The sequence below is a fragment of the Jeotgalibacillus sp. S-D1 genome (assembly GCF_004358665.1).
GTDB lineage: Bacteria > Bacillota > Bacilli > Bacillales > Jeotgalibacillaceae > Jeotgalibacillus.
In genome coordinates this window covers 94,169-116,120 of sequence record NZ_SMZR01000002.1, presented here as the reverse complement: position 1 = coordinate 116,120, position 21,952 = coordinate 94,169, and the positions used below count along the sequence as shown (strand labels likewise).

At 42.7% G+C, this 21,952-nt stretch carries 24 protein-coding genes and 1 pseudogene; 22 read left to right on the top strand and 3 right to left on the bottom strand.

Annotated features, from left to right (window positions below; all coding sequences use genetic code 11):
* Window positions 1-33: 33 nt before the first annotated feature.
* Window positions 34-291, top strand: a complete 258-nt coding sequence (locus tag E2R51_RS07685; protein ID WP_133376476.1) for a hypothetical protein — start codon at window positions 34-36, stop codon at window positions 289-291.
* 90 nt (window positions 292-381) lie between these two features.
* Here the strand turns inward: E2R51_RS07685 and E2R51_RS07680 are convergent, their stop codons facing one another.
* The gene (locus E2R51_RS07680) at window positions 382-1,080 is read right to left on the bottom strand and encodes an N-acetylmuramoyl-L-alanine amidase (protein WP_133376475.1); all 699 of its coding nucleotides are present in this window, start codon (window positions 1,078-1,080) and stop codon (window positions 382-384) included.
* Between the two features lie 168 nt (window positions 1,081-1,248).
* Between E2R51_RS07680 and hprK the strand changes: the two genes are divergently transcribed.
* From hprK to E2R51_RS07655, 5 genes are read left to right on the top strand one after another with little or no spacing between them, the layout of a single operon-like run.
* A complete protein-coding gene (gene hprK, locus E2R51_RS07675; RefSeq protein WP_133376474.1) occupies window positions 1,249-2,184 on the top strand; it encodes an HPr(Ser) kinase/phosphatase in 936 nt (311 codons plus the stop codon).
* A gap of 31 nt (window positions 2,185-2,215) precedes the next feature.
* Complete coding sequence (gene lgt, locus E2R51_RS07670) at window positions 2,216-3,046, top strand: prolipoprotein diacylglyceryl transferase (protein WP_133376473.1); 831 nt, start codon at window positions 2,216-2,218, stop codon at window positions 3,044-3,046.
* 10 nt (window positions 3,047-3,056) lie between these two features.
* Window positions 3,057-4,010, top strand: a complete 954-nt coding sequence (locus tag E2R51_RS07665) for a nucleoside recognition domain-containing protein (RefSeq protein WP_133376472.1) — start codon at window positions 3,057-3,059, stop codon at window positions 4,008-4,010.
* The gene (gene ppaX, locus E2R51_RS07660; RefSeq protein ID WP_133376471.1) at window positions 3,994-4,647 is read left to right on the top strand and encodes a pyrophosphatase PpaX; all 654 of its coding nucleotides are present in this window, start codon (window positions 3,994-3,996) and stop codon (window positions 4,645-4,647) included. The genes E2R51_RS07665 and ppaX overlap by 17 nt, the downstream gene beginning before the upstream one ends.
* Window positions 4,644-5,159: an acyltransferase gene (locus tag E2R51_RS07655; protein ID WP_133376470.1), complete on the top strand. Its 516-nt coding sequence runs from the start codon at window positions 4,644-4,646 to the stop codon at window positions 5,157-5,159. Before ppaX ends, E2R51_RS07655 begins: the two co-directional genes overlap by 4 nt.
* A 309-nt stretch (window positions 5,160-5,468) precedes the next feature.
* Here the strand turns inward: E2R51_RS07655 and E2R51_RS07650 are convergent, their stop codons facing one another.
* Window positions 5,469-6,071 (bottom strand): biotin transporter BioY, encoded by a 603-nt coding sequence (locus tag E2R51_RS07650; RefSeq protein ID WP_240733000.1) that lies wholly within the window; start codon window positions 6,069-6,071, stop codon window positions 5,469-5,471.
* Window positions 6,072-6,386: 315 nt separating this feature from the next.
* On the opposite strand from E2R51_RS07650, the gene E2R51_RS07645 reads away from it, so the two are divergent.
* From E2R51_RS07645 to E2R51_RS07565, 16 genes are all read left to right on the top strand, one after another.
* Window positions 6,387-7,142: a SurA N-terminal domain-containing protein gene (locus E2R51_RS07645; protein WP_133376469.1), complete on the top strand. Its 756-nt coding sequence runs from the start codon at window positions 6,387-6,389 to the stop codon at window positions 7,140-7,142.
* Between the two features lie 307 nt (window positions 7,143-7,449).
* Window positions 7,450-8,637 carry an ATP phosphoribosyltransferase regulatory subunit gene (locus E2R51_RS07640; protein ID WP_133376468.1) on the top strand — a complete coding sequence of 396 codons (1,188 nt, stop codon included), beginning with the start codon at window positions 7,450-7,452 and terminating at the stop codon, window positions 8,635-8,637.
* Window positions 8,634-9,272 carry an ATP phosphoribosyltransferase gene (gene hisG / locus E2R51_RS07635; RefSeq protein WP_133376467.1) on the top strand — a complete coding sequence of 213 codons (639 nt, stop codon included), beginning with the start codon at window positions 8,634-8,636 and terminating at the stop codon, window positions 9,270-9,272. Before E2R51_RS07640 ends, hisG begins: the two co-directional genes overlap by 4 nt.
* Before the next feature lie 45 nt (window positions 9,273-9,317).
* The gene (gene hisD, locus E2R51_RS07630; protein ID WP_133376466.1) at window positions 9,318-10,598 is read left to right on the top strand and encodes a histidinol dehydrogenase; all 1,281 of its coding nucleotides are present in this window, start codon (window positions 9,318-9,320) and stop codon (window positions 10,596-10,598) included.
* A gap of 26 nt (window positions 10,599-10,624) precedes the next feature.
* Window positions 10,625-11,218 (top strand): imidazoleglycerol-phosphate dehydratase HisB, encoded by a 594-nt coding sequence (gene hisB / locus E2R51_RS07625; RefSeq protein WP_133376465.1) that lies wholly within the window; start codon window positions 10,625-10,627, stop codon window positions 11,216-11,218.
* Window positions 11,219-11,857 carry an imidazole glycerol phosphate synthase subunit HisH gene (gene hisH, locus E2R51_RS07620; RefSeq protein ID WP_133376464.1) on the top strand — a complete coding sequence of 213 codons (639 nt, stop codon included), beginning with the start codon at window positions 11,219-11,221 and terminating at the stop codon, window positions 11,855-11,857.
* A complete protein-coding gene (hisA, locus tag E2R51_RS07615; RefSeq protein WP_133376463.1) occupies window positions 11,854-12,582 on the top strand; it encodes a 1-(5-phosphoribosyl)-5-[(5-phosphoribosylamino)methylideneamino]imidazole-4-carboxamide isomerase in 729 nt (242 codons plus the stop codon). Before hisH ends, hisA begins: the two co-directional genes overlap by 4 nt.
* On the top strand, window positions 12,582-13,340 hold the full coding sequence (hisF, locus tag E2R51_RS07610) for an imidazole glycerol phosphate synthase subunit HisF (protein WP_133376462.1): 759 nt from the start codon (window positions 12,582-12,584) through the stop codon (window positions 13,338-13,340). The genes hisA and hisF overlap by 1 nt, the downstream gene beginning before the upstream one ends.
* A complete protein-coding gene (gene hisIE, locus E2R51_RS07605) occupies window positions 13,337-13,978 on the top strand; it encodes a bifunctional phosphoribosyl-AMP cyclohydrolase/phosphoribosyl-ATP diphosphatase HisIE (RefSeq protein ID WP_205703315.1) in 642 nt (213 codons plus the stop codon). Before hisF ends, hisIE begins: the two co-directional genes overlap by 4 nt.
* Window positions 13,979-14,480: 502 nt before the next feature.
* Window positions 14,481-15,941, top strand: coding sequence for a tetratricopeptide repeat protein (locus E2R51_RS07595; RefSeq protein ID WP_133376460.1), 1,461 nt, complete (start codon window positions 14,481-14,483; stop codon window positions 15,939-15,941).
* Window positions 15,942-16,032: 91 nt separating this feature from the next.
* Window positions 16,033-16,983, top strand: a complete 951-nt coding sequence (gene trxB / locus E2R51_RS07590) for a thioredoxin-disulfide reductase (RefSeq protein ID WP_133376459.1) — start codon at window positions 16,033-16,035, stop codon at window positions 16,981-16,983.
* A gap of 288 nt (window positions 16,984-17,271) precedes the next feature.
* Window positions 17,272-17,730 carry an NUDIX hydrolase gene (locus E2R51_RS07585; RefSeq protein ID WP_133376458.1) on the top strand — a complete coding sequence of 153 codons (459 nt, stop codon included), beginning with the start codon at window positions 17,272-17,274 and terminating at the stop codon, window positions 17,728-17,730.
* A gap of 28 nt (window positions 17,731-17,758) precedes the next feature.
* Window positions 17,759-18,646: an RNase adapter RapZ gene (gene rapZ / locus E2R51_RS07580; protein WP_133376457.1), complete on the top strand. Its 888-nt coding sequence runs from the start codon at window positions 17,759-17,761 to the stop codon at window positions 18,644-18,646.
* Window positions 18,647-18,648: 2 nt separating this feature from the next.
* Window positions 18,649-19,626 (top strand): gluconeogenesis factor YvcK family protein, encoded by a 978-nt coding sequence (locus tag E2R51_RS07575; RefSeq protein WP_133377051.1) that lies wholly within the window; start codon window positions 18,649-18,651, stop codon window positions 19,624-19,626.
* A 31-nt stretch (window positions 19,627-19,657) separates the two neighbouring features.
* Window positions 19,658-20,605, top strand: a complete 948-nt coding sequence (whiA, locus tag E2R51_RS07570; RefSeq protein WP_133377050.1) for a DNA-binding protein WhiA — start codon at window positions 19,658-19,660, stop codon at window positions 20,603-20,605.
* Window positions 20,606-20,682: 77 nt separating this feature from the next.
* On the top strand, window positions 20,683-20,940 hold the full coding sequence (locus E2R51_RS07565) for an HPr family phosphocarrier protein (protein ID WP_133376456.1): 258 nt from the start codon (window positions 20,683-20,685) through the stop codon (window positions 20,938-20,940).
* A gap of 154 nt (window positions 20,941-21,094) precedes the next feature.
* Here the strand turns inward: E2R51_RS07565 and clpP are convergent.
* Window positions 21,095-21,700 (bottom strand): annotated as a pseudogene (gene clpP / locus E2R51_RS07560) (ATP-dependent Clp endopeptidase proteolytic subunit ClpP); the annotation flags it as partial.
* Between the last annotated feature and the right edge of the window lie 252 nt (window positions 21,701-21,952).

The following is a 21,952-nucleotide window of genomic DNA, read 5'->3' as shown; positions in this document are numbered from 1 at the left end:
AGCTACATAACAAAGAAAGAAGCAGGTGATAAGATGGAAACATTTATTAAGCGCACCACTTGGTTTGGACTGAGCGCAATAGGAGCAACCTTTTTAGGAATCAGTGTATTATTTTCCATACTGGGAATTTATGTGCTGGGTGTTGAAATAATGGGTCTATTTAAATGGATACTCATCATTTTTCTATTGGGCACCGGAATAATAGGCGGCCTGATTTCATTAGCCGCAATTGCAATTGGTTTAAAAATGAAGTTTTCTTCATCATCTGATAAAGAAACCGCTACGGAATAATTAGATCATGACATAAGAAAGAACAGCTGTCGCACTGACGCTGTTCTTTTTTGAGCCGTTCATTTTTTTATCGTTTTAATATTAAGACCTCTATTTGTTGATTATTCCTATTGCAGCATCAAATCCCGCGCTTCGAAGTTTTTTTACAAGCTCTTCAGCTCTGGCTCTTGTTGTAAATACCCCGGTTTGGACACGATATAACGGTTGTTCTTTTGGAAGGCTCTTTTTATGGGAAGGTTGACCGGCGTCTAAAAATGCGATAATCGCTTCAGCAATTATTTTTCCGCATTTTGCCCGAAAAGCGGGGGAAGCAAGAAGAGCTTTTTCTTCCTTGTTAGTCATAAAGCCGCATTCGATTAAAACTGCCGGCATATTCGTTTCTCGCAAAACATGGAAGTCTTGTTTTTTTACTCCGCGGTCCTTACTGCCTGTTTTTTTAATAAGAGACGAGTGGATAATTTGAGCAAGCTTTAGCGCTTTTTCTCCTTTTACTGAATGGATGTAGGTTTCGATCCCGCTTGCGGCATTCCAGCTTCCATTCCCAAATGCATTCGCATGAATTGAAATATAATAATGGGCACCTGCCTGGTTGGCTCGGTTCGTACGCTGAGCAAGCGGCACATCAAGCGCATCGTCATGGAGCTGAATGGTTTGAATAGAAGCTTTTTCTAAATGGAGTATGCATTCTTTTGCAGCCGCCCTGTTAAACGCATATTCTCTCATTCCATCAGGACTTCGTTTGCCAGCGGTTTCATACCCGTGTCCTGCATCAATTGCAATTAATGTCATTGTAAAGACCTCCCTTTCACAAGTAATATCGCTTGCTTGAAAAGAAAAGGACACCTTCTGAGGGATGTTTCGTTGATCTAATATAGTGAAACAATTTCCAAAGTGCTACAATAGAGAGTATGTGTAAGACAATTAAGATACATAGCTGAATGGAGTAGGAGGGTTATCGTGGCGAAGGTTACGACGAAGGATATTATAGAAAAATTTAAATTAGAACTGGTTAGTGGAGAAGAGGGCATACATCGTCCAATTACCATGAGCGATATCTCAAGACCGGGTCTTGAAATGGCAGGATATTTTAGCTATTATCCAGCAGAACGAATTCAATTGCTGGGCCGAACAGAAATGTCTTTTTATGAATTGCTTTCAAATGATGAACGTATCGATCGAATGACACAGCTGTGCACAGATAATACACCGGGGGTGATTTTGTCCCGGGATATTGATGTCCCGATTGAGCTGATTGAAGCATCGGAACGCAATCAGGTGCCAGTGATGAAGACAGCAGTACAAACCACCCGTTTTTCCAGCCGATTAACAAACTTCTTAGAAAGCAAGCTTGCTCCAACTACTGCACTGCACGGTGTACTGGTTGATATTTATGGGGTTGGTGTATTAATCACTGGTAAAAGCGGAGTGGGTAAAAGTGAAACAGCACTGGAGCTTGTGAAGCGCGGTCACCGTCTAGTTGCAGATGACAGCGTGGAAATCCGCCAGGAGGATACCGACACATTAATCGGTTCATCTCCGGAATTAATTGAACACCTTCTTGAAATTCGGGGCCTTGGCATCATAAATGTAATGACGCTTTTTGGAGCGGGGGCAGTTCGTAACCACAAGCGCGTTACACTTGTCATTGACCTGGAAATCTGGGACAAGGCAAAGCAATATGACCGCCTGGGTCTTGATGAAGAAAAAATGAAAATTATCGATACAGAAATAACAAAAATAACATTGCCTGTTCGACCAGGGCGAAATTTAGCTGTCATTATAGAGGTTGCAGCGATGAATTTCCGTCTGAAGCGCATGGGTGTAAACGCAGCTGAACAATTTTCAAACAGGCTTGCGGATGTCATTATCGAAGGAGAGCACGACGATATTTAATTAACGTTTTCGTGCTGAAAGGAGACAGAATATGCTGGGAACCATTCAACCAATCGATCCGATTGCAATCAGTCTTGGTCCGGTTAATATTGCCTGGTACGGGCTTATTATCGGTACCGGAATTATTTTGGGTTACATCTTAGCCAACAGGGAAGCCGATCGATTAGGCATGCCAAAGGATTTATTTGCAGATTTACTGATTTGGGCAGTACCGATCGCCATTATTTCAGCTCGTATTTATTATGTAATTTTCCAATGGGATTTTTATTCACAAAACCCGGAAGCCATTATTCAGATTTGGAACGGTGGTATTGCCATTCACGGAGCGCTGATTGGTGCTGTCGCCACTACGGTTATTTTCGCAAGAAGAAAGGGATTGTCTGCATGGAAGATTGTAGACATTGCAGCACCGAGTATTATACTTGGACAGATGCTTGGCCGGTGGGGCAATTTTATTAATCAGGAAGCTCATGGAGGCGAAGTGTCCCGTGCATTTTTAGAGGGTCTGTTTATTCCCGACTGGATCATTGATCAAATGTATATAGGAGTAAATGGAACGTTTGCTTATTATCATCCAACTTTCCTGTATGAATCGATCTGGAATTTGGCCGGATTACTATTACTTCTTGCTCTGAGGAAAGTGAATCCACTTAGGGGAGAATTGTTTTTAACCTATGTAATTTGGTACTCAATTGGCCGTGCATTTGTAGAAGGGCTCAGAACCGACAGCTTGATGCTGACGGAAACAATCCGTGTCGCACAGATGCTGTCTTTTGCATTAATTGCTGCAGCTCTTATTGTTATCATCTATCGACGTAAAAAAGGGTTATCAACCCGTTATGCAGATAAACTAAACAGCTAGGAGGGGTTTGATGACAAAACAGACCTTCGCAGAGGGGTTGAAAGCGGGATTACAGACAACGTGGACTCTTGGAAAGATCATTTTTCCTGTTACATTTGTTGTGATTCTTCTTCAATATACTCCCGTACTGCCCTGGATAACAAAATTAATTGCACCATTTATGAGTTTGTTTGGTTTAAGCGGCGAAGCGGCAGTTCCGCTTGTACTGGGTAATTTCCTGAATTTGTATGCAGGGATTGCTGGTATTTTATCGCTTGAAATGACGGTTAAAGAAGTATTTATTATTGCAGTCATGCTTTCTTTCTCCCACAATCTGCTTATTGAAACGGGAGTTGCCCTCAAGGTGGGGGTAAAGCTTTGGGTCGTGCTCGTAGTGAGGCTCGGACTGGCTTTTGTTTCTGCGATTATCATAAACTTAGTTTGGAGCGGCGGGCAGGAAATTGCCCAGTATGGCATGGTTCCCCAACAGCAGGAAAATGTTTCAGGATGGGGTTCAATTATCTTGATGGCATTGGAAAAAGCAGCATTCGGAGTAATTCAGCTAGCTCTTATTGTCATTCCGCTCATGATTGTCATTCAAATAATGAGAGATTTAAAGTGGCTTGACGTATTTTCAAGATGGATGGCTCCTGTCACAAGAGGTTTGGGTATGAAAGAAAATACATCGATGACATTGGTTGCGGGTTTAACGATCGGACTCGCCTATGGAGCCGGAGTAATGATAAAAGCTGTTCAGGAAGACGGAGTAAGCAAAAAAGATGCTACGCTTGCTTTCATTTTTCTTGTTTCATGTCACGCAGTAGTAGAAGATACATTAATCTTTATTCCCCTGGGCATACCCGTACTTCCGTTGTTTTTAATACGCATCACTACTGCGGTCGTGCTGACCATGGCAGTCGCTTATATCTGGAAACGCAATGAAGTACAGAAAGAAAGGAAGCTAGGCTATGAGCAAACGCATTGATACGGTGCTGTTTGATTTAGATGGCACGTTAATTGATACGAACGAGTTAATTATTTCTTCCTTTATGCACGTCTTAGGTCACTATTTCCCGGGAGAGTATGGACGAGAAGATGTTCTGCAATTTATGGGTCCTCCGCTTATTGAATCGTTTAAGAGGGTGAACCCGGGTAAAGTGGAAGAAATGGTCAATTTTTACCGTGCCTATAATATTGAGCAGCATGATTTACTGGTTACCGGCTTTAGCGGGGTAGAAGAAACGATCGAAGCGCTTCATCAGAAAGGCATAAAAATGGCTATCGTGTCCACAAAACGAAATGATGTCGTCCATAAAGGGCTTAAACTCATGAACCTGGACCGGTATTTTGAAGTTGTGATCGGCTTAGATGATGTTACCCACGCAAAACCCGATCCTGAGCCACTCTTGCTAGCTTTAAAAAGACTGGGATCAGAACCTGGAACAAGCTTGATGGTGGGAGACAACCACCATGATATTATGGGAGGAAAGAATGCCGGAACAAAAACGGCCGGTGTAGCCTGGTCTGCAAAGGGACGGGATTACTTGCAGGAGTATGAGCCTGATTGGATGCTGGAAGCAATGACAGACTTGCTGGACATTATAGGAGAGACTTCAGAATGAGACGCACGGAGCGTTTTTATGTAAATGGAGCAAATTCGTTGTGGCATATATATAAAACGATCCCGTTTTGGAAGGTCGTCCGCAATTTTATCGTCATCCAGCTTGCTCGTTACACTCCTTTTTTAGGAGTGAAAAACTGGCTGTACCGCACATTTTTGGGGGTGAAAGTAGGGGATCAGACCGCATTTGCTTTAATGGTTATGCTTGATGTTATGTTTCCTGAAAAAATATCCGTAGGCAGAAACAGCGTAATTGGCTACAACACGACAATCCTCGCCCATGAGTATTTAATAAGAGAATACCGGCTTGGGAAGGTAGAGATTGGTGATGAAGTAATGATCGGTGCCAATTCCACCATCCTGCCAGGTGTTAAAATTGGAAATGGAGCCATCGTGTCAGCCTGCACCCTTGTCCACAAGGATGTTCCGGCGGGAGCTTTTGTAGGGGGAAACCCTATGCAGATCATACGTTTAAAGGAACCGCATGAGCAGAATGAAAAAGATTCAATTTAATGGCCATTATTTTAATTTGTAGATCGTTCGTCCGCGGAAAGCGAAGGAATGGAGCTACGGCATTAAACTTTAATAACCATGAGTATGGGACAAAACCATAAAAAGAAGGCTCTCACCAATATGTCGTGAGAGCCTTCTTTTTATCTAGGCAGGATCAATCTCTTTTTTGTTCCCTATAAAGCCATGGAAAGCGCCGGTTCATTGCAGCGGAAGGTGGCTCACCCCCGCCCCGCGGAAAGCGCCGCCTGCAGCGGAAATGAACCGGCCTCCTTTATTTAGGTGCTTCTTTATGTCCCAATCTCTTTCATCTTAACCTGCCTTTTGAGAAGACAGCTTTGGTTTTCTTGTTCGTGTTTGCGGAAACGCCTGGAGTACTTTTTGTGAAACCAGTGCTGCAAATACTGCCAGAATTAAATCTTTTGGAACGAATGGCAGCATCCAGATCCATGTTAACCCGTAATGAAATCCATCTGGAGCGCTAAACCAAAATTTATAGGCCATGTACATCCAGTTTGTCCCGAGCCCGTAATTTATAATGGTTCCGATTATAGCTGCAGTTAAAAGTGTAGCATATGTTTTTTTATTATTGGTTATTAGTCCTGCGACCCAGGCAACAACAATGTAGGACAGTACAAAGCCGAAAGTAGGGCTTAATAGCGATCCGGCACCACCAGACCACTGAGCAAAAACCGGCATGCCTGCTAGGCCGATTAACGTATAGATGATCATTGCAATAGGTCCCCATTTTTTGCCTAATAAAATTCCCGCAAGTATACATACTACTGTTTGTAAGGTAACAGGTATATTGCCTATGACTAAAAGTGGAACGATTGAAGTGATATTTGCTCCAATTGCCATTAAAGCAGCGAACAGGGAAGCTAAAACCATTCCGTGTAGTGATGATTTAACCATGATGATCTTCTCCTTTGCGTTATGCTAGTTCGATTATAATGGCACAAATTAATTTTAGTCAACTTAATATTTATTTAGGTTAACTAAAATAAAATTCCATATCGGGGTGGTGCGGAGTCAAAAAGTAAAGTAAACTAACATTATATTATGAATTGTGCGAACGACTGAAACGATTGACGCCATTCTGACATGACAGTATTATTTCAATTTAATGTCATTAATGCTTTTGGGTTTATCTTTTTAGGAATATTCGTTACAATGCATTCTAGGCTTAAAAATTAAGAGAATCAATGATCCGAAAGGGGTTCACATTGTATGAATTTAAAGAAAATTTTATTGCCGTTCGCAGCAGGCGCACTTGCTTTAGGGTTGGCCGCTTGTAACGATGAAGAGGATAAGTCAGCAGAAGAACCAAAACAGGAAGAAGCTTCAAAAGAAGATCAAGCTGCAGCTGAAGAAAGCCAAAAGAAATTAGAAGAGCAGCAAGTAGATGAAAAAGAAGTAGTTGCTGTTGTTAATGATCAGGAAATCTTAGGCGAAGATTACAACGCAGCACTTGGACAAGTTCAAGGTCAAATGCAGCAAGCGGGACAAGACCCGACAAGCAAGGAAGCTGCAGAACAAGTTAAAACACAAACATTGGATACACTAGTTAATCAAACTTTAATTCTTCAAAAAGCTGAAGAAGCAGAACTGACGGCTTCGGAAGAAGAAATTGACGAAGAATATAATGCTTTTCAGGAACAATTTGGTGGAGAAGAAGCAATGAATGAGATGCTTGAAGCGGAAGGCATGAAACCAGAAGCACTTCGTGAGCAAATTGCTGAATCAATCAAATTTGAGAAATATATAAACGAAACAGTTCCAACTGAAGAAGTGACAGAAAAAGAAATTCAAGAATATTATGACCAGGCTGCAGCTCAATCAAAAGAGTCCGGTCAGGAAATGCCTCCTCTTGAGGAAGTAAGTGAAAACATTAAAACAGGCCTTGAGCAGCAAAAGCAGCAGGAAAAACTTGCTCAACATGTTGAAGAGCTGAAAGCCGATGCAAGCATTGATTTAAAAATATAAGATTAAAAACACCTTCCCTCTGCGGAAGGTGTTTTTTTGGTGAATTACATAAGCAGGAGAGGCGGGATCCCCTTTTTTCTGGAAAATAAAAAGCAATACTAACCCTTGACGTCTGTCCTCAGAATTAGTACACTACTAAATATCTTTATTTTACTACCACATTAGCGAACTAAAGGATTATTGTTTTACTACATAAATTACCGTCCAATTTAACATTCGTTTTGCTTTTTTCGGTTAGGGGTATCATGATAGGTAGTAAGAGTAAGAATTTTAAAACACTTTCAAGAAAGAAAGGGTTGTCGCGGAAATGTCAAAATTATTTATGTTTGAAAAACCGATGGGAATGCGGGATACGTTTCCTCATTTATATAAAATGAAAAAAAATATTCGTTCAAAAGTAGAAAATGAAATGAGCGCATGGGGATATCAGTTTCTCGAGACACCAACTCTTGAGTATGATGAAACAGTAGGAGAAGCATCGGCTATCCTGGATCAGCAGTTGTTTAAGCTTCTTGATCAGCAGGGAAGAACGCTAGTACTCAGACCGGACATGACAGCACCGATTGCACGTGTAGCTGCTTCAAAATTGTTGCAGGATCGCAATCCCCTCCGGCTTGCTTATTCGGCAAATGTTTTTCGTGCCCAGCAAAGAGAAGGCGGCCGTCCAGCCGAATTTGAACAAATGGGTGTTGAACTTATTGGTGATTCTTCTGTAAGTGCTGATGCTGAAACCATTGCTCTGCTTGTTTCTTCTTTAAAGGCAGCAGGGCTTAAAGATTTCACGATATCCATTGGACATATGGAATTTGTCCGGCAGCTGTTTTTGCAAATCGTCGGTACTGAAGACCGTTCTCAGCAGCTAAGACGCTATCTGTATGATAAAAACTATGTAGGCTACCGCAAGCATGTCGAGTCCCTTCCGCTTTCTTCCATAGATAAACAGCGATTGATGCGACTGCTGACAATCCGCGGGAATGGAAGCTCAATCGCAGACGCACGTGCTTTACTGGAAGGTGAGCAGGGAACAAAGCCTCTGGCAGAGCTGCAGGAATTGATTGAAGTGTTACAGGATTACAATGTGGAAGATTACGTTACGATTGATGTTTCGCTCGTAAGTCACATGAGTTATTACACCGGCGTGCTATTTGAGGTTTATGCGGACCGAGTAGGGTATTCACTTGGGAATGGCGGACGCTACAACCACTTGCTGCAAAAATTTGGTGCAGGGGTCGGAGCCACAGGTTTTGGCATACGCTTGGATTACTTAATGGAAGCTCTATCTCCTCAGGCTTCTGAAGAATCATCTGCTTTGATTTTATTCTCGTCAGAAAGAAGGAAAGAAGCGATGGAGCTTGCCAATGAATTAAGAGCAAAAAGTCAATCAGTGATCAGTCAGGATGTAAGAGGAGTAGCAGATGTTGACCGTTTCACTGCACAATTTAAGGATGTCCATTGGATTGTCGGACAATCTGGAAAGGCAGGAGGCAGAGCATGAAAGAATTAACGATCGCAATGCCAAAAGGAAGGATCTTCGAAGAAGCGTTAGTGATGCTGAAACAAGCAGGCTATAAGCTTCCGCCTGAATTCGATGATTCAAGAAAATTAATAATTGAAGTGCCAGAAGAAAATCTTCGTTTTATCCTGTCCAAGCCAATGGACGTGCCAACATATGTAGAGCACGGGGTCGCCGATCTTGGGATTGCAGGAAAAGATGTTATGCTTGAAGAAGAACGCGATGTTTATGAGCTGTTGGATCTTCAAATCAGCCATTGCTATTTAGCGGTGGCAGGATTGCCGGATACAAAAATGAATGAAGTTGCCCCACGCATTGCAACTAAATATCCTAATGTTGCATCTTCTTATTTTAGAGAGCAGGGCGAGCAAGTGGAAATTATCAAGCTTAACGGTTCTATTGAAATCGCTCCGATCATCGGCTTAACTGACCGGATCGTGGACATTGTTTCCACCGGGAGAACATTAAAAGAAAACGGGCTTGTTGAATATGAACATATTGTTGATATTACCTCAAGATTAATCGTCAATCCGGTCAGCTACCGAATCAAACATGAGCGCATTCAGGAAATGGTAGACCGTCTCGATCGTATTATTTCAAAACAATCTGTCCTTTAAGCAGGAAGACAGCAGTTATATCACGAATGGAAAGGAACAGCCCATATGGATATCCGATTTCTATCAGAATATGAAATCCCCCGCCCTTTGCTGGACCAGGGGACTGAAGAACAGCGAAAAAGCGTTCAATCGATAATAGAAGATGTTCGACAAAATGGAGACAGGGCAGTGCTGTCCTATACGTCTAAATTCGACGGAGCGGACCTGACGTCCCTATTAGTTGAAGAATCGGAAATAGATGAAGCCCTGCTGCAAACAGATGAGCAAACACTATCTGTATTGCAGGAGGCAGCAGCTAATATAACCGAATTTCACGAGAGGCAAATTCAGCAATCCTGGATGACGACGAAGGAAAACGGAACGATTCTGGGACAGAAGGTAACCCCGCTGGATACTGTAGGCATTTATGTGCCTGGCGGAACGGCCGCATATCCGTCTTCCGTTTTGATGAATGCAATACCTGCTCAGGTAGCAGGCGTAAGCAGTGTCGTTATGGCAACACCTCCCGGACCAGATGGGAAAATACCTGCTGGAGTTCTGGCTGCTGCAAGGCTCGCAGGAATACGGGTGATTTACAAAATGGGCGGCGCACAAGCTGTTGCTGCGCTGGCTTATGGAACAGAATCGGTTCAGCAGGTAGATAAAATTACCGGCCCCGGTAATATTTTTGTGGCACTCGCCAAGCGTGAAGTATTTGGAATTGTGGATATTGATATGATCGCAGGACCAAGTGATATTACTATTCTTGCTGATGACACGGCAAACGCTGGCGAGGTTGCAGCAGATCTGCTTTCTCAGGCAGAACATGGTGAACTCTCCCAGGCGAATCTGGTTACCACATCCCTTGAATTTGCCAAAGCGGTTTCACAGGAAGTGAATTTCCAATTGGAAAGTCTGCCTCGCAAGGATATGGCAGCTGTTGCTATTAACGAACACAGCAAGATCTATGTGGCTGAAAACATGGATCAGGCAATTGATGCAGTTAATCAAATAGCACCTGAGCATTTAGAAATTCAAGTTACGAATGCTATGGAAATGATCGGTAAAATACGCCATGCCGGAGCGATTTTTGCAGGCCGTTACAGCTCTGAACCGATGGGGGATTATTTTGCAGGTCCCAACCATACATTGCCGACAAGCGGTACAGCCCGTTTTTCGAGTCCGCTGTCTGTTGATGATTTTATAAAAAAATCGAGCATTATTGCCTACAGTGAGGCTGCATTTAGAGAAGATGCCAAAAAGGTGGCTCATTTCGCCAGACTTGAAGGCTTGGAAGCACATGCGCGTGCAGTAGAAGCACGTTTTTCTCATAAAAAATACGACTGAAGCGTACCTTTAGGGAGGTTCATTAGATGAGCAGCAAGAGAGAAGCATCATTTCACCGCAAAACCAATGAAACCAATATTAATCTATCTTTTTCAATTGATGGAGAAGGAAATTCATCCATCGAGACAGCCGTGCCGTTCATGACGCATATGCTGGATTTGTTCACCAAGCACGGGCAGTTTGATATGACGATTGATGCAAAAGGCGACACGGAAATTGATGACCATCATACAACCGAAGATATCGGGATCGTTTTGGGACAGGCATTGCTGGAATCATTGGGTGATAAAAAGGGGATTCGCCGTTACGGCAATTCTTTTGTGCCGATGGATGAGGCGCTCGCTCAGGTCGTGGTGGATTTGAGCAACCGTCCTCACCTTGAAATGAGAGCGGATTTCCCCACAGACCGTGTAGGTACATTTGATGTAGAGCTTGTTCATGAGTTTTTATGGAAGCTGGCACTGGAAGCAAGAATGAACCTTCATGTTGTCGTGCATTACGGCCACAACACCCATCATATGATTGAAGCCATTTTTAAAGCATTGGGACGTGCGCTTGATGAGGCGTCGTCAATTGATCCTCGTGTGAAAGGCGTTCCGTCTACGAAAGGAATGTTATAAATGATTGGGATCGTCGATTATGGGATGGGCAATTTATTCAGTGTAAGCAAGGCATTGGAGCGTCTGGGAGTGCCTTACATTATTAGTGATAATAAAGAACAGCTGGCTCACGCGGAGGGATTGATTTTACCCGGGGTAGGTGCGTTTCGTGACGCAATGAAACTTCTAAATGAGACAGGGCTTTCGTCATTTATTGTTGACCAGGCTCAAAAAGGCAAGCCTGTTTTAGGGATCTGTCTTGGAATGCAGCTCTTGTTCGAGGAAAGTGAAGAAAACGGATTACATACTGGACTTGGCCTGTTAAAAGGAAGAGCTGTACATTTTGACGGGGTGGATAAATCCGGTACTTCCTACAAAGTACCCCATATGGGATGGAATCGCCTTGTTTTTCATCATGAATCCCCTTTAACGGCTGGGCTTGAGGAAGAACATGTTTATTTTGTCCATTCGTACTATGTGACTGGCGAAACAAAAGAGTCTCTGATTGCATCAGCGGATTACTTTGGAGAAGTTCCAGCAGTGGTAGGGAAAGATAATGTTTTTGGCATGCAATTTCATCCCGAAAAAAGCGGCGACCTAGGAATGGGTCTTTTAGGGAACTACACTCGCTACGTGAAAAATATGGAGGTGCTGAAATGAGCTTCATGATCTATCCGGCAATTGATATGAGAGATGGAAAATGCGTCCGTTTGACACAAGGAGATTACAATCAGGAAACAATCTATGGCGATTCTCCTTTTGATATGGCGAAGCAGTTTGTAGATGAAGGCGCTGAATGGATTCACATGGTCGATCTGGATGGTGCGAAGGATGGAAAAAGGATAAATGATGAATATGTCCTTCGTGTAGTAAACGAGCTTCCTGCTAAGGTTCAGGTAGGCGGCGGTATTCGAACAGAGGAAGATGTTGTGCACTACTTAAATCAGGGTGTGGACCGGGTGATCATCGGAAGTCTTGCAGTAACCAACCCGGAACTGGTTAAGGAGTGGCTCGCTAAATACGGTGATCGGATCGCGATAGGACTTGATGCAAAAGATGGATATGTAGCTACACATGGCTGGATCGAAACATCGACATTGCGGGCTGTGGACCTTGGAAAAGAGCTTGCAGACGCTGGAGCAAAAACATTTATTTTCACTGATATTGCGACCGATGGCATGCTTACAGGACCAAATGTAGATGCGGTAATCGAGCTTGCAGAAGCAACAGGTGCCGAAATTATTGCTTCAGGCGGTGTGAGCTCTCTTGAGGATCTTCGGATATTGCAGGCCGTTTCCGGCAGCGGAGTGACAGGAGCTATCGTGGGTAAAGCAATCTACACGAATAAGTTTACTGTAAAGGAAGCCGTTGAGGAGGTATCTTGATGCTGACAAAACGGATTATCCCTTGTTTGGATGTAAAAGAGGGCCGCGTTGTAAAAGGAATCCAGTTTCTTGAACTGAGAGATGCTGGGGATCCGGTCGAGCTTGCGCGGGCTTATGATGAGCAGGGAGCAGATGAACTCGTCTTCCTGGATATTTCTGCATCCCATGAAGGGCGGGAAACAATGGTGGACGTGGTTCAGGACGTGGCATCTGAGCTTGCGATCCCTTTTACAGTTGGCGGTGGAATTAAAACAATTGAGGACATGAAAAGACTTCTTCGTGCAGGAGCGGATAAAGTATCGCTAAATACGTCAGCGCTTTTGGACCCTCACTTGATTAAAGCAGGAGCTGACTACTTTGGGTCGCAATGCATCGTGGTGGCAATTGATGCTAAATGGGATGAAACCATCGGCACCTGGCGTGTATATACTCATGGCGGACGAAATCCGCTCGATAAAGAAGCTGTGGCCTGGGCAAAGGAAGCGGTTGACCTTGGAGCGGGAGAAATCCTGCTGACCAGCATGGATAGTGACGGCGAGAAACATGGCTTTAACGTTGATTTAACGAAAGCTGTGAGCGAGGCCGTAACCGTACCGGTTATTGCCAGCGGAGGGGCCGGCTGTTCGGAGGATTTTACAGAGATATTTACTGAAGGAAAAGCTGATGCTGCTCTTGCTGCTTCCATTTTTCATTATGAGGAAACAAGCATAGCGGAAGTAAAAGCTCATTTAAAAGAAGAAGGAGTGAATGTACGATGACAATCGATATAACGCGCATTCGCTTTGATGAAAACGGCTTAATTCCAGCCGTTGTTCAGGATGCTGAAACATCAGAAGTATTAACGGTTGCCTATATGAATGAAGAGTCCTTAAAAAAATCTCTTCAAACGGGAGAATCCTGGTTTTACAGCCGATCCCGCAAAGAGCTTTGGCATAAAGGAGCTACAAGCGGCAACACCCAGAAGATTGTGGAAATGAAGCATGATTGTGATCAGGACTCCTTAGTGCTGCGCGTTCTGCCAAAAGGACCAGCCTGCCATACAGGAGAAACATCCTGCTTTTATGAAACCATATATAAAAATAACGACCTTCAGCCAGCAACTTTAACGGATATCTTGTCCACTCTTGAAAAATTAATTGCAGAGCGGGATGAAGAGCGTCCTGAAGGCGCGTATACTACCTACTTATTTGAAGAAGGCGTGGATAAAATTCTTAAAAAAGTAGGCGAAGAAGCTTCAGAGGTTATAATCGCTGCAAAAAATCGAGATGCAGAAGAGCTGAAGTGGGAAGTAGCGGACATGCTTTATCACACAATGGTATTGCTGCGTGAACAGCGCCTTCCATTTTGGGAAGTATTATCTGTACTACAGGAGCGCCATAATAAACCGGCGAAATAAATCGGACCGGTTCATCTCCTCTGGTCAAAGCAAAAATATAATCAGCACTAAAAAGGATGCCCTTTACGAATACGTTTCTAATTCGTAAAGGGCATCCTTTGTTTTTATGTCTAGTTTCCTTTACCAAATCAACTTGCTCCTATCATTAATATCACTTTGTTGAACATGGCCGTTGATTGCAGCACGAAGGCGCTCGCTTTCCGCGGGGCGGGGGTGAGCCCTTTTCAACGCTTCGCGCTTCAAAGGTCTCACCTCTCCCGCTACATCCCGCAGGAGTCTCACACCTTCAGCTCCAATCAACTAAGTGGAACTATTAACATTTGACAGATGACAGAGCTTTTTAATTAGTCACAATCTTCTTGTTAAACTCTATAGAAGCAATCTTTTGTTCCTCTGTTTTTTACAGTAACCAATTTCTATGAATTCATCCAGATAATTTCATACAGCCGTCAGTAAAAATATGCTATCATTGACTAGTTACTACAATGTTCGGAGGCTATACATGAAAAAAGGATCAAAACAAACGGAGAACATGGGAATACTGTACCCGTTTAATCCAACAAGTGAAAATTACTATCAAAAAGGTATGGCCAAGTATCAGCAGGGCCAATTAAATAAAGCATTAAAATATTTAAAGCGTGCACAGGAATTAGAGCCCGAAGAGCCGATGGTGCCCTTTCAGATGGCGATTATTGAAACGGAGATTGGTGAATTCACTCAGTCAAATGAGCGATTAAAACAAATTTTAACCACCCTTGATCCTTCAATGACAGAAGTCCATTATTTTATGGCAAATAATTTTGCCCATCTTGGATTATTTCAGGAAGCCTACAAGCACGCAACTGCTTATTTAGATATGAATGAAGACGGTGAATTTGTTGAAGATGCAGAGGATCTGCTTGAATTATTATCCCTTGAAGAAGATGAGGAATGGGACGATGACCTGGATCAGGATGAGCTGATTATGCATCAGGAAAAAGCAGGCCAGCTTTTGGCTGAAGGCAAATTTAAGGAAGCGATTGAGCTTCTTGAAGAAGTCGTTGAACGCTTCCCGGATTACTGGTCCGCCTATAATAATCTGGCTCTTGCTTATTTTTATTTTGGCGAAACCGAGCAGGCAACGGCGCTGTTAACAGAAGTGCTGAACCGCAACCCTGGCAATTTACACGCTTTATGCAATTTAGCGGTGTTTTACCATTATCAGGAGCGGACGGATGAATTGGAACAGCTGATGGATGCGTTGGAGCATGTCCGTCCATTTTTATTTGAACACCGGTTTAAACTCGGCGCTACGTTTGCACTGGTCGGACGCCATAAAAAAGCGTACGGCTGGCTTAAAAGTTTAGTGAAGCGCGGCTTTGAAGGCGATGCCGGGTTTTATTTTTGGCTGTCTCATTCTGCGTGGCACTCAGGCCATGAAAAGGTCTCTGCAGATGCATGGAAGCGTGTCCTCTCAGAGCAGCCTGATAAAGAAGGACTGGAACCGTGGAATGGCGAAAAAATAGAACGCAACGATATTCTGTCGGATTCCATGTACCCGGAAGAAAGAATGTTCGTATTATATAAAGATGCTAAAACAAACCCGTCGTCTTTAAACAATATTCCGGATTACCTTACGGCTATTGAACTGGAATACGCTGCCTTGCTTCGTTCAGACAAGATCCCAAAACCAAAAACTCCGATCGCCCGTGCTCATCAGGTGGCATGTGAACTGAGTCAATCGTATGATGTTAACATCCAGTCACATCACGGACTTTTTTATATGTGGTTTCATATTGTTTATTATGGCATGGAGGATGAATACAGGTTTAAAAATATAGCCGCCCTTTCTGCAGCAATTGAATACCTTTGGAAAAAAGTGCGGGCAGAAAAAGTAACTCAGCAGGAAATGGCTGATAAATACAATGTTACAGTTTCTACAATACGCAGATATATGGATGATTTAGAGGCATACTTACCCTAGGCAAATAATTGGACGTGTGTTCACCTCATCACTTACTATAAATGTGGATGAAGTGAAGACCACTGAAGAGTTTGAAAAGGAGTGCATTTTCATGACGGAAGAAAAAATTTATGACGTAGTGGTAATTGGCGCAGGTCCTGCTGGAATGACGGCAGCTGTTTATACCTCCCGCGGAAATCTTTCTACATTAATGTTAGAACGCGGCGTGCCGGGCGGACAAATGGCCAACACGGAAGATGTTGAAAATTACCCTGGATTTGATCATATTTTAGGTCCCGACCTATCAAATAAAATGTTTGAGCATGCTAAAAAATTCGGTGCTGAATATGCATACGGAGATGTCAAAGAGATTATTGACGAAAAAGAATACAAAATCATTAAAGCCGGTTCAAAAGAATATAAAGCACGTGCTATTATACTTTCAACCGGTGCTGAATATAAAAAGCTTGGCGTACCGGGTGAAAAAGAACTTGGCGGCCGGGGCGTCTCCTACTGCGCAGTCTGCGACGGTGCTTTCTTTAAAGGAAAAGACCTCGTTGTTGTCGGCGGTGGAGATTCAGCTGTCGAAGAAGGTGTTTATCTAACGCGTTTTGCCAATAAAGTTACCATTGTGCATAGACGGGATAAACTTCGCGCCCAGCAAATTTTACAAAAGCGCGCCTTTGACAATGAAAAGATTGATTTTATCTGGAATACAACAGTAAAAGAAATAAATGAAGAAAATGGCAAGGTTGGTTCTGTTACACTTGTTTCCACTGAAAATGGAAGCGAAAGTGAATTTAAAGCGGATGGAGCATTTATCTATATCGGTCTCGTTCCGCTGACTAAGCCTTTTGAACCGCTTGGTATTTTAAATGGTGAAGGCTATATTGAAACAGACAGCACTATGCAAACGAATGTACCGGGTATATTTGCTGCAGGCGATGTTCGTGATAAAACACTTCGCCAGATTGTTACTGCAACAGGAGACGGCAGTATAGCTGCACAATCAGTTCAGCACTATGTTGAACAATTGATGGAATCAATGAAAGTAACTAAATAGCAATTACCTCTTGCTTAATTGACGGCTAAAACTTTATTTAAACGTCATTCAGCTGTAACAGGCTTGCAACAAAGAAAGGGTATAGTTAGACCATAAGTAATTGACCCCCTTTTAGTTATATATTACTTGTTGGCACGGACTGATCTGGTCCGTGTTCTTTTTTTGCTTTTAGAGACTTTCAACCAGGCATTGCCCAAAAATACGTTTTCCTGCAGCTGCATCTAAATTGTTTGATCGAAAAAAAGCATGTATAATAAGATGAATGAGCTAAATTAAGCAGGTGATAAAATGCAACGGATAACAAATTGTGTTTATATAAAAGATAATCAGGCCCTGTTGCTGCAGAAACCCCGCAGAAATTGGTGGGTAGCACCAGGCGGAAAAATGGAGCCGGGCGAATCCGTTCGTGATGCATGTATACGCGAATATAGGGAAGAGACTGGCATATATGTTAAGAACCCGGATATTAAAGGGATTTTTACGTTTATTATTAAAGACGGAAATGAAGTTGTATCAGAATGGATGATGTTCACCTTCTTAGCAACGGAGGCTGATGGTGTCATAATGGATGAATCTCCGGAAGGAATTCTGCAATGGCAGCCGGTAGAAGCCATTCAAACGCTTGATATGGCAGAAGGAGACCGCCACATTTTAGATTATGTTGTGCACGGCAACCGGGTCATCTATGGTACTTTTACTTATACAAAGGATTTTAAATTATTATCGTACCGGCTGGATCCGGCTTAAACGCTATCTTTAAAAGGAGGGATTGTTCATGACGTCTGTAAATGATGTGGAGTTAGTCATTATTACAGGTATGTCCGGCGCCGGTAAAACGGTTGCCGTACAAAGCTTTGAAGACCTCGGTTTTTTCTGTGTGGATAACCTGCCTCCTACACTTATGCCTAAAATCTTAGAGCTGATGAAAGAATCGAGCAACAAGATGAACCGTGTAGCCCTTGTGATGGATTTGAGAGGAAGAGAGTTTTTTGATTCGCTTTTTAAGGCGCTTGACCATTTTAATGACTCTGATCATGTAACACCTCGTATTCTTTACTTGGATGCCGATGACGATGCACTGGTAAGACGCTATAAAGAAACCCGCCGTTCTCATCCACTCGCTCCATTAGGTTTGCCTCTTGAAGGAATTCAGCAGGAGCGCTATCTTCTTCAGGATTTAAAAGGACGGGCACAAACGATTTACAATACTTCCAAATTAAAACCACGTGAGCTGCGGGAGAAAATCCTTGCGGAATTTTCAGCAAATAAACAATCATTATTTACGGTCAATGTCATGTCCTTCGGCTTTAAATACGGCATACCAATTGATGCTGATTTAGTATTTGACGTGCGGTTCCTGCCAAACCCTCATTATATTGATCATATGAGACCTCAGACCGGTTTGGATGAAGAAGTTTCAACCTATGTAATGAAATGGACTGAAACTCAGAAATTTTTAGAGAAAACACTGGATTTACTGACCTTTATGCTGCCTCACTATAAACGTGAAGGCAAAAGCCAGCTAATTGTTGCTATCGGTTGTACGGGCGGCCAGCACCGGTCCGTCGCATTAACCGAGGAGATCGCCCGCTCCTTTGCAAAAGATTATCATACGCGTATTACCCACCGCGATATTGAAAAACGCAAAGGGGCAATCAGTTGACACTGCCGAATATACACGAGGGAAAGGTGGTAGTGATCGGAGGAGGGACTGGTTTATCCGTTCTCCTGCGAGGTTTAAAGAATCATCCTCTTGACTTAACAGCCGTTGTCACAGTGGCTGATGACGGCGGAAGTTCAGGGCGTATTCGAGAGGATTTGAAAATCCCTCCACCCGGGGATATTCGAAATGTACTGGCTGCTCTTTCAGATGTAGAGCCGCTCGTAGAAGAAATGTTCCAATACCGGTTTGCGAGTCAAAATGAATTAAGCGGCCACGCATTAGGCAATTTAATCATTGCAGCCATGACCTCCATAACAGGTGATTTTGCTCATGGTGTCCAGGAAATGAGCAAGGTTCTGAATGTAAGAGGCAAGGTGCTTCCATCTGCTAATCAAAGTATTTTATTATCTGCTGAAATGGAAGACGGCTCCGTAATAAAAGGTGAGTCTAAAATACCGTTTTCTGGAAAGAAAATCAGCAGGGTGTTTTTAACACCAGAACATGTGAAAGCGCTGCCTCATGCAGTAGAAGCGATCCAGGAAGCAGATATGATTATTATTGGACCAGGCTCATTATATACAAGTATTCTTCCTAATTTACTGGTAAAGGATATAGGCAAGGCTGTTCTCGCAAGCAAGGCCCCAAAAGTATACATTTGCAATTTGATGACACAGGCTGGTGAAACGCTCCATTACACCGCAGCTGATCACATCAATGCACTTTACAGCCATATGGGCGAGAATTTTTTAGATTATGTGCTGGTTAATAACGAGGAAATTCCGGATGAAGTAAAATCATTATATGATAAAGAAATGGCAGAACCGGTACGATTTGATGTCGATCGGCTCCAAAGACTTGGTCTGCAGGTGGTTTATGATAAAATTATAACGCATCATAATGGTCTCATTCGCCATGATACAGACCGGGTAGCTACAATCATTACAAAATTAATGTCAAAAAAACGTGATCAACTCGTTTGAACACAGGTTATAGGAAAGGCTGGTGAATGAGATGTCATTTGCTTCAGAGACGAAAAAAGAGTTGACTGGCATTGAGAATAACGTCTGCTGTGCGAAAGCAGAACTGTCAGCCCTTATTCGCATGAACGGATCTCTATCCTTCTCCAATCGCCTGCTTGTCGTAAATATACAAACAGAAAATGCAGCGATCGCCAGAAGAATTTACACACTCATTAAGAAAAATTACAGTATTCAGGTAGAACTTCTCGTACGGAAAAAAATGAGATTAAAAAAGAACAATGTATATATTGTCCGGATTGTAGAGCGGGCAAAAGAAATTCTTGAAGATTTAAAAATTCTTGGTGAAGGCTTTGCCATCAACCATGAGATTTCACCTTCTGTAATTGGAAAGAAATGCTGTCAGCGTGCTTATCTGCGCGGCGCCTTTTTAGCTGGCGGATCGGTTAATAACCCCGAAACTTCCTCCTACCATTTAGAAATTTTTACATTGTATGAGGAACATAATGAATCTCTTTCCAAGCTAATGAATACGTTTGGTTTAAACAGTAAAACCATTGAGCGCAAAAAAGGGTTTATTACTTACTTAAAAGAAGCAGAAAAAATTACGGAATTCTTCAGCTTAATTGGTGCACATCAAGCCTTGCTTCGCTTCGAAGATGTCCGGATTGTTCGTGATATGCGAAATTCAGTTAACCGTTTAGTAAATTGTGAAACGGCTAACTTAAATAAAACCATTGGAGCCGCCTTGCGCCAGGTGGAAAACATCCGTTTTATTGAAAGAAGTGCAGGGTTAGGTATTCTGCCTGATAAGCTAAGAGAAATCGCTGAATTACGTGTTGCCTATCAGGATGTTACCTTAAAAGAGCTCGGGGAAATGGTTTCCGGGGGGACAATCAGCAAATCCGGAATTAATCATAGATTGCGTAAGATTGACCAGATCGCTGAAAGGTTACGAAAAGGTGAAATGGTAGAGAATTAAGAATATGGAATGCGTTACGGGGTAAAGTGAGTAGTAAATTACTCTGCTATAAAACTGAATTTAGAGGGGGACGTTATATGAGGCAGCAAGACGTGACGATAAAATTAAAAACAGGTTTGCAGGCAAGACCTGCAGCGCTTTTTGTTCAAGAGGCTACACGCTATCAATCAGATGTGTTTATTGAAAAGGATGGAAAAAAAGTGAATGCCAAAAGCATAATGGGATTGATGAGCCTTGCGCTTGGTACAGGCACTACCTTCACCTTAATTACTGATGGTCATGATGAAGAAGATGCACTGCAATCGCTTGCATCTTTTGTAGAAGAAGCCCAATAGCTGATTGATCCCCGTGTGCAAATGACGGGGGTTTTTTACGGCTAAAAGCCCTCATATAATTTTCGGCTATCCCCTAACAAAAATAAATGATTGTTATAAACATAGCTAAGTAAAAAAACCCGCCAAATTTAATTGGCGGGTTTTTCTGTACTGTTTATTTTTTTTCTGTTATATCGTTACGTTCCATGATTTGATCAATCAGACCATAATCTCTTGCACGTTCAGCAGTCATGAAATTATCACGCTCTGTATCGCGTTGGATGGTATCGAAATCCTGACCTGTACGGTCTGCAAGAATTTGATTCAGCTTATCGCGAAGGAAAAGAATACGCTTCGCAGCAATATCAATTTCAGTTGCCTGGCCTTGAGCTCCGCCAAGCGGCTGGTGAATCATTACTTCTGCATTTGGAAGTGCGTAGCGGTGGCCTTTTTCTCCAGCTGCAAGAAGGAATGCTCCCATTGAAGCTGCCATACCGATGCAGATGGTTTGAACCTTTGGCTTAATGAATTGCATCGTATCATAGATGGCCATACCGGCCGTGATGCTGCCACCCGGGCTGTTGATGTAAAGATAGATATCTTTTTCAGGATTGTCTGCTTCAAGGAATAGAAGCTGAGATACAATGGAGTTTGCAACATTGTCGTCAATTCCGCTACCCAGCATAATGATTCTGTCTTTAAGTAAGCGGGAGTAGATGTCATATGCGCGCTCTCCCCGATTTGTTTGTTCGATAACTGTTGGGATTAAATTCATCTTAAATTCCTCCTTTTTGTCTTTCTAAATATGTATTTTCATCATACAACTATGGTCAAGAAAGGTCAAAGCATTTGCTCGCTTTTTTCTTTCTTTAACTATTAATACCATCATACCCATTCATCTATACGTTTAACAAGTCTTAGCCATTACAAATATGGTTCGACATTTACTATTGCATCTGTGCACTTACTCTATTATAATGATTAAGTGTCCTAAGCAAGACGGTTGGCAAAGAGCGCCAACCTGCCATCACGC

What these genes read in the sequence shown, in the direction of transcription:
- E2R51_RS07655 (WP_133376470.1), top strand. Translation starts at nt 4,644, where the DNA reads ATGAGACGCACGGAGCGTTTTTATGTAAATGGAGCAAATTCGTTGTGG.
- E2R51_RS07645 (WP_133376469.1), top strand. Translation starts at nt 6,387, where the DNA reads ATGAATTTAAAGAAAATTTTATTGCCGTTCGCAGCAGGCGCACTTGCT.
- hisF (WP_133376462.1), top strand. Translation starts at nt 12,582, where the DNA reads ATGCTGACAAAACGGATTATCCCTTGTTTGGATGTAAAAGAGGGCCGC.
- rapZ (WP_133376457.1), top strand. Translation starts at nt 17,759, where the DNA reads ATGACGTCTGTAAATGATGTGGAGTTAGTCATTATTACAGGTATGTCC.
- hisH (WP_133376464.1), top strand. Translation starts at nt 11,219, where the DNA reads ATGATTGGGATCGTCGATTATGGGATGGGCAATTTATTCAGTGTAAGC.
- hisA (WP_133376463.1), top strand. Translation starts at nt 11,854, where the DNA reads ATGAGCTTCATGATCTATCCGGCAATTGATATGAGAGATGGAAAATGC.
- hisB (WP_133376465.1), top strand. Translation starts at nt 10,625, where the DNA reads ATGAGCAGCAAGAGAGAAGCATCATTTCACCGCAAAACCAATGAAACC.
- E2R51_RS07680 (WP_133376475.1), bottom strand. Translation starts at nt 1,080, where the DNA reads ATGACATTAATTGCAATTGATGCAGGACACGGGTATGAAACCGCTGGC.
- whiA (WP_133377050.1), top strand. Translation starts at nt 19,658, where the DNA reads ATGTCATTTGCTTCAGAGACGAAAAAAGAGTTGACTGGCATTGAGAAT.
- E2R51_RS07650 (WP_240733000.1), bottom strand. Translation starts at nt 6,071, where the DNA reads ATGGTTAAATCATCACTACACGGAATGGTTTTAGCTTCCCTGTTCGCT.
- hisG (WP_133376467.1), top strand. Translation starts at nt 8,634, where the DNA reads ATGAAAGAATTAACGATCGCAATGCCAAAAGGAAGGATCTTCGAAGAA.
- trxB (WP_133376459.1), top strand. Translation starts at nt 16,033, where the DNA reads ATGACGGAAGAAAAAATTTATGACGTAGTGGTAATTGGCGCAGGTCCT.
- E2R51_RS07665 (WP_133376472.1), top strand. Translation starts at nt 3,057, where the DNA reads ATGACAAAACAGACCTTCGCAGAGGGGTTGAAAGCGGGATTACAGACA.
- ppaX (WP_133376471.1), top strand. Translation starts at nt 3,994, where the DNA reads ATGAGCAAACGCATTGATACGGTGCTGTTTGATTTAGATGGCACGTTA.
- E2R51_RS07565 (WP_133376456.1), top strand. Translation starts at nt 20,683, where the DNA reads ATGAGGCAGCAAGACGTGACGATAAAATTAAAAACAGGTTTGCAGGCA.
- E2R51_RS07585 (WP_133376458.1), top strand. Translation starts at nt 17,272, where the DNA reads ATGCAACGGATAACAAATTGTGTTTATATAAAAGATAATCAGGCCCTG.
- lgt (WP_133376473.1), top strand. Translation starts at nt 2,216, where the DNA reads ATGCTGGGAACCATTCAACCAATCGATCCGATTGCAATCAGTCTTGGT.
- hisIE (WP_205703315.1), top strand. Translation starts at nt 13,337, where the DNA reads ATGACAATCGATATAACGCGCATTCGCTTTGATGAAAACGGCTTAATT.
- E2R51_RS07595 (WP_133376460.1), top strand. Translation starts at nt 14,481, where the DNA reads ATGAAAAAAGGATCAAAACAAACGGAGAACATGGGAATACTGTACCCG.
- E2R51_RS07685 (WP_133376476.1), top strand. Translation starts at nt 34, where the DNA reads ATGGAAACATTTATTAAGCGCACCACTTGGTTTGGACTGAGCGCAATA.
- hisD (WP_133376466.1), top strand. Translation starts at nt 9,318, where the DNA reads ATGGATATCCGATTTCTATCAGAATATGAAATCCCCCGCCCTTTGCTG.
- E2R51_RS07640 (WP_133376468.1), top strand. Translation starts at nt 7,450, where the DNA reads ATGTCAAAATTATTTATGTTTGAAAAACCGATGGGAATGCGGGATACG.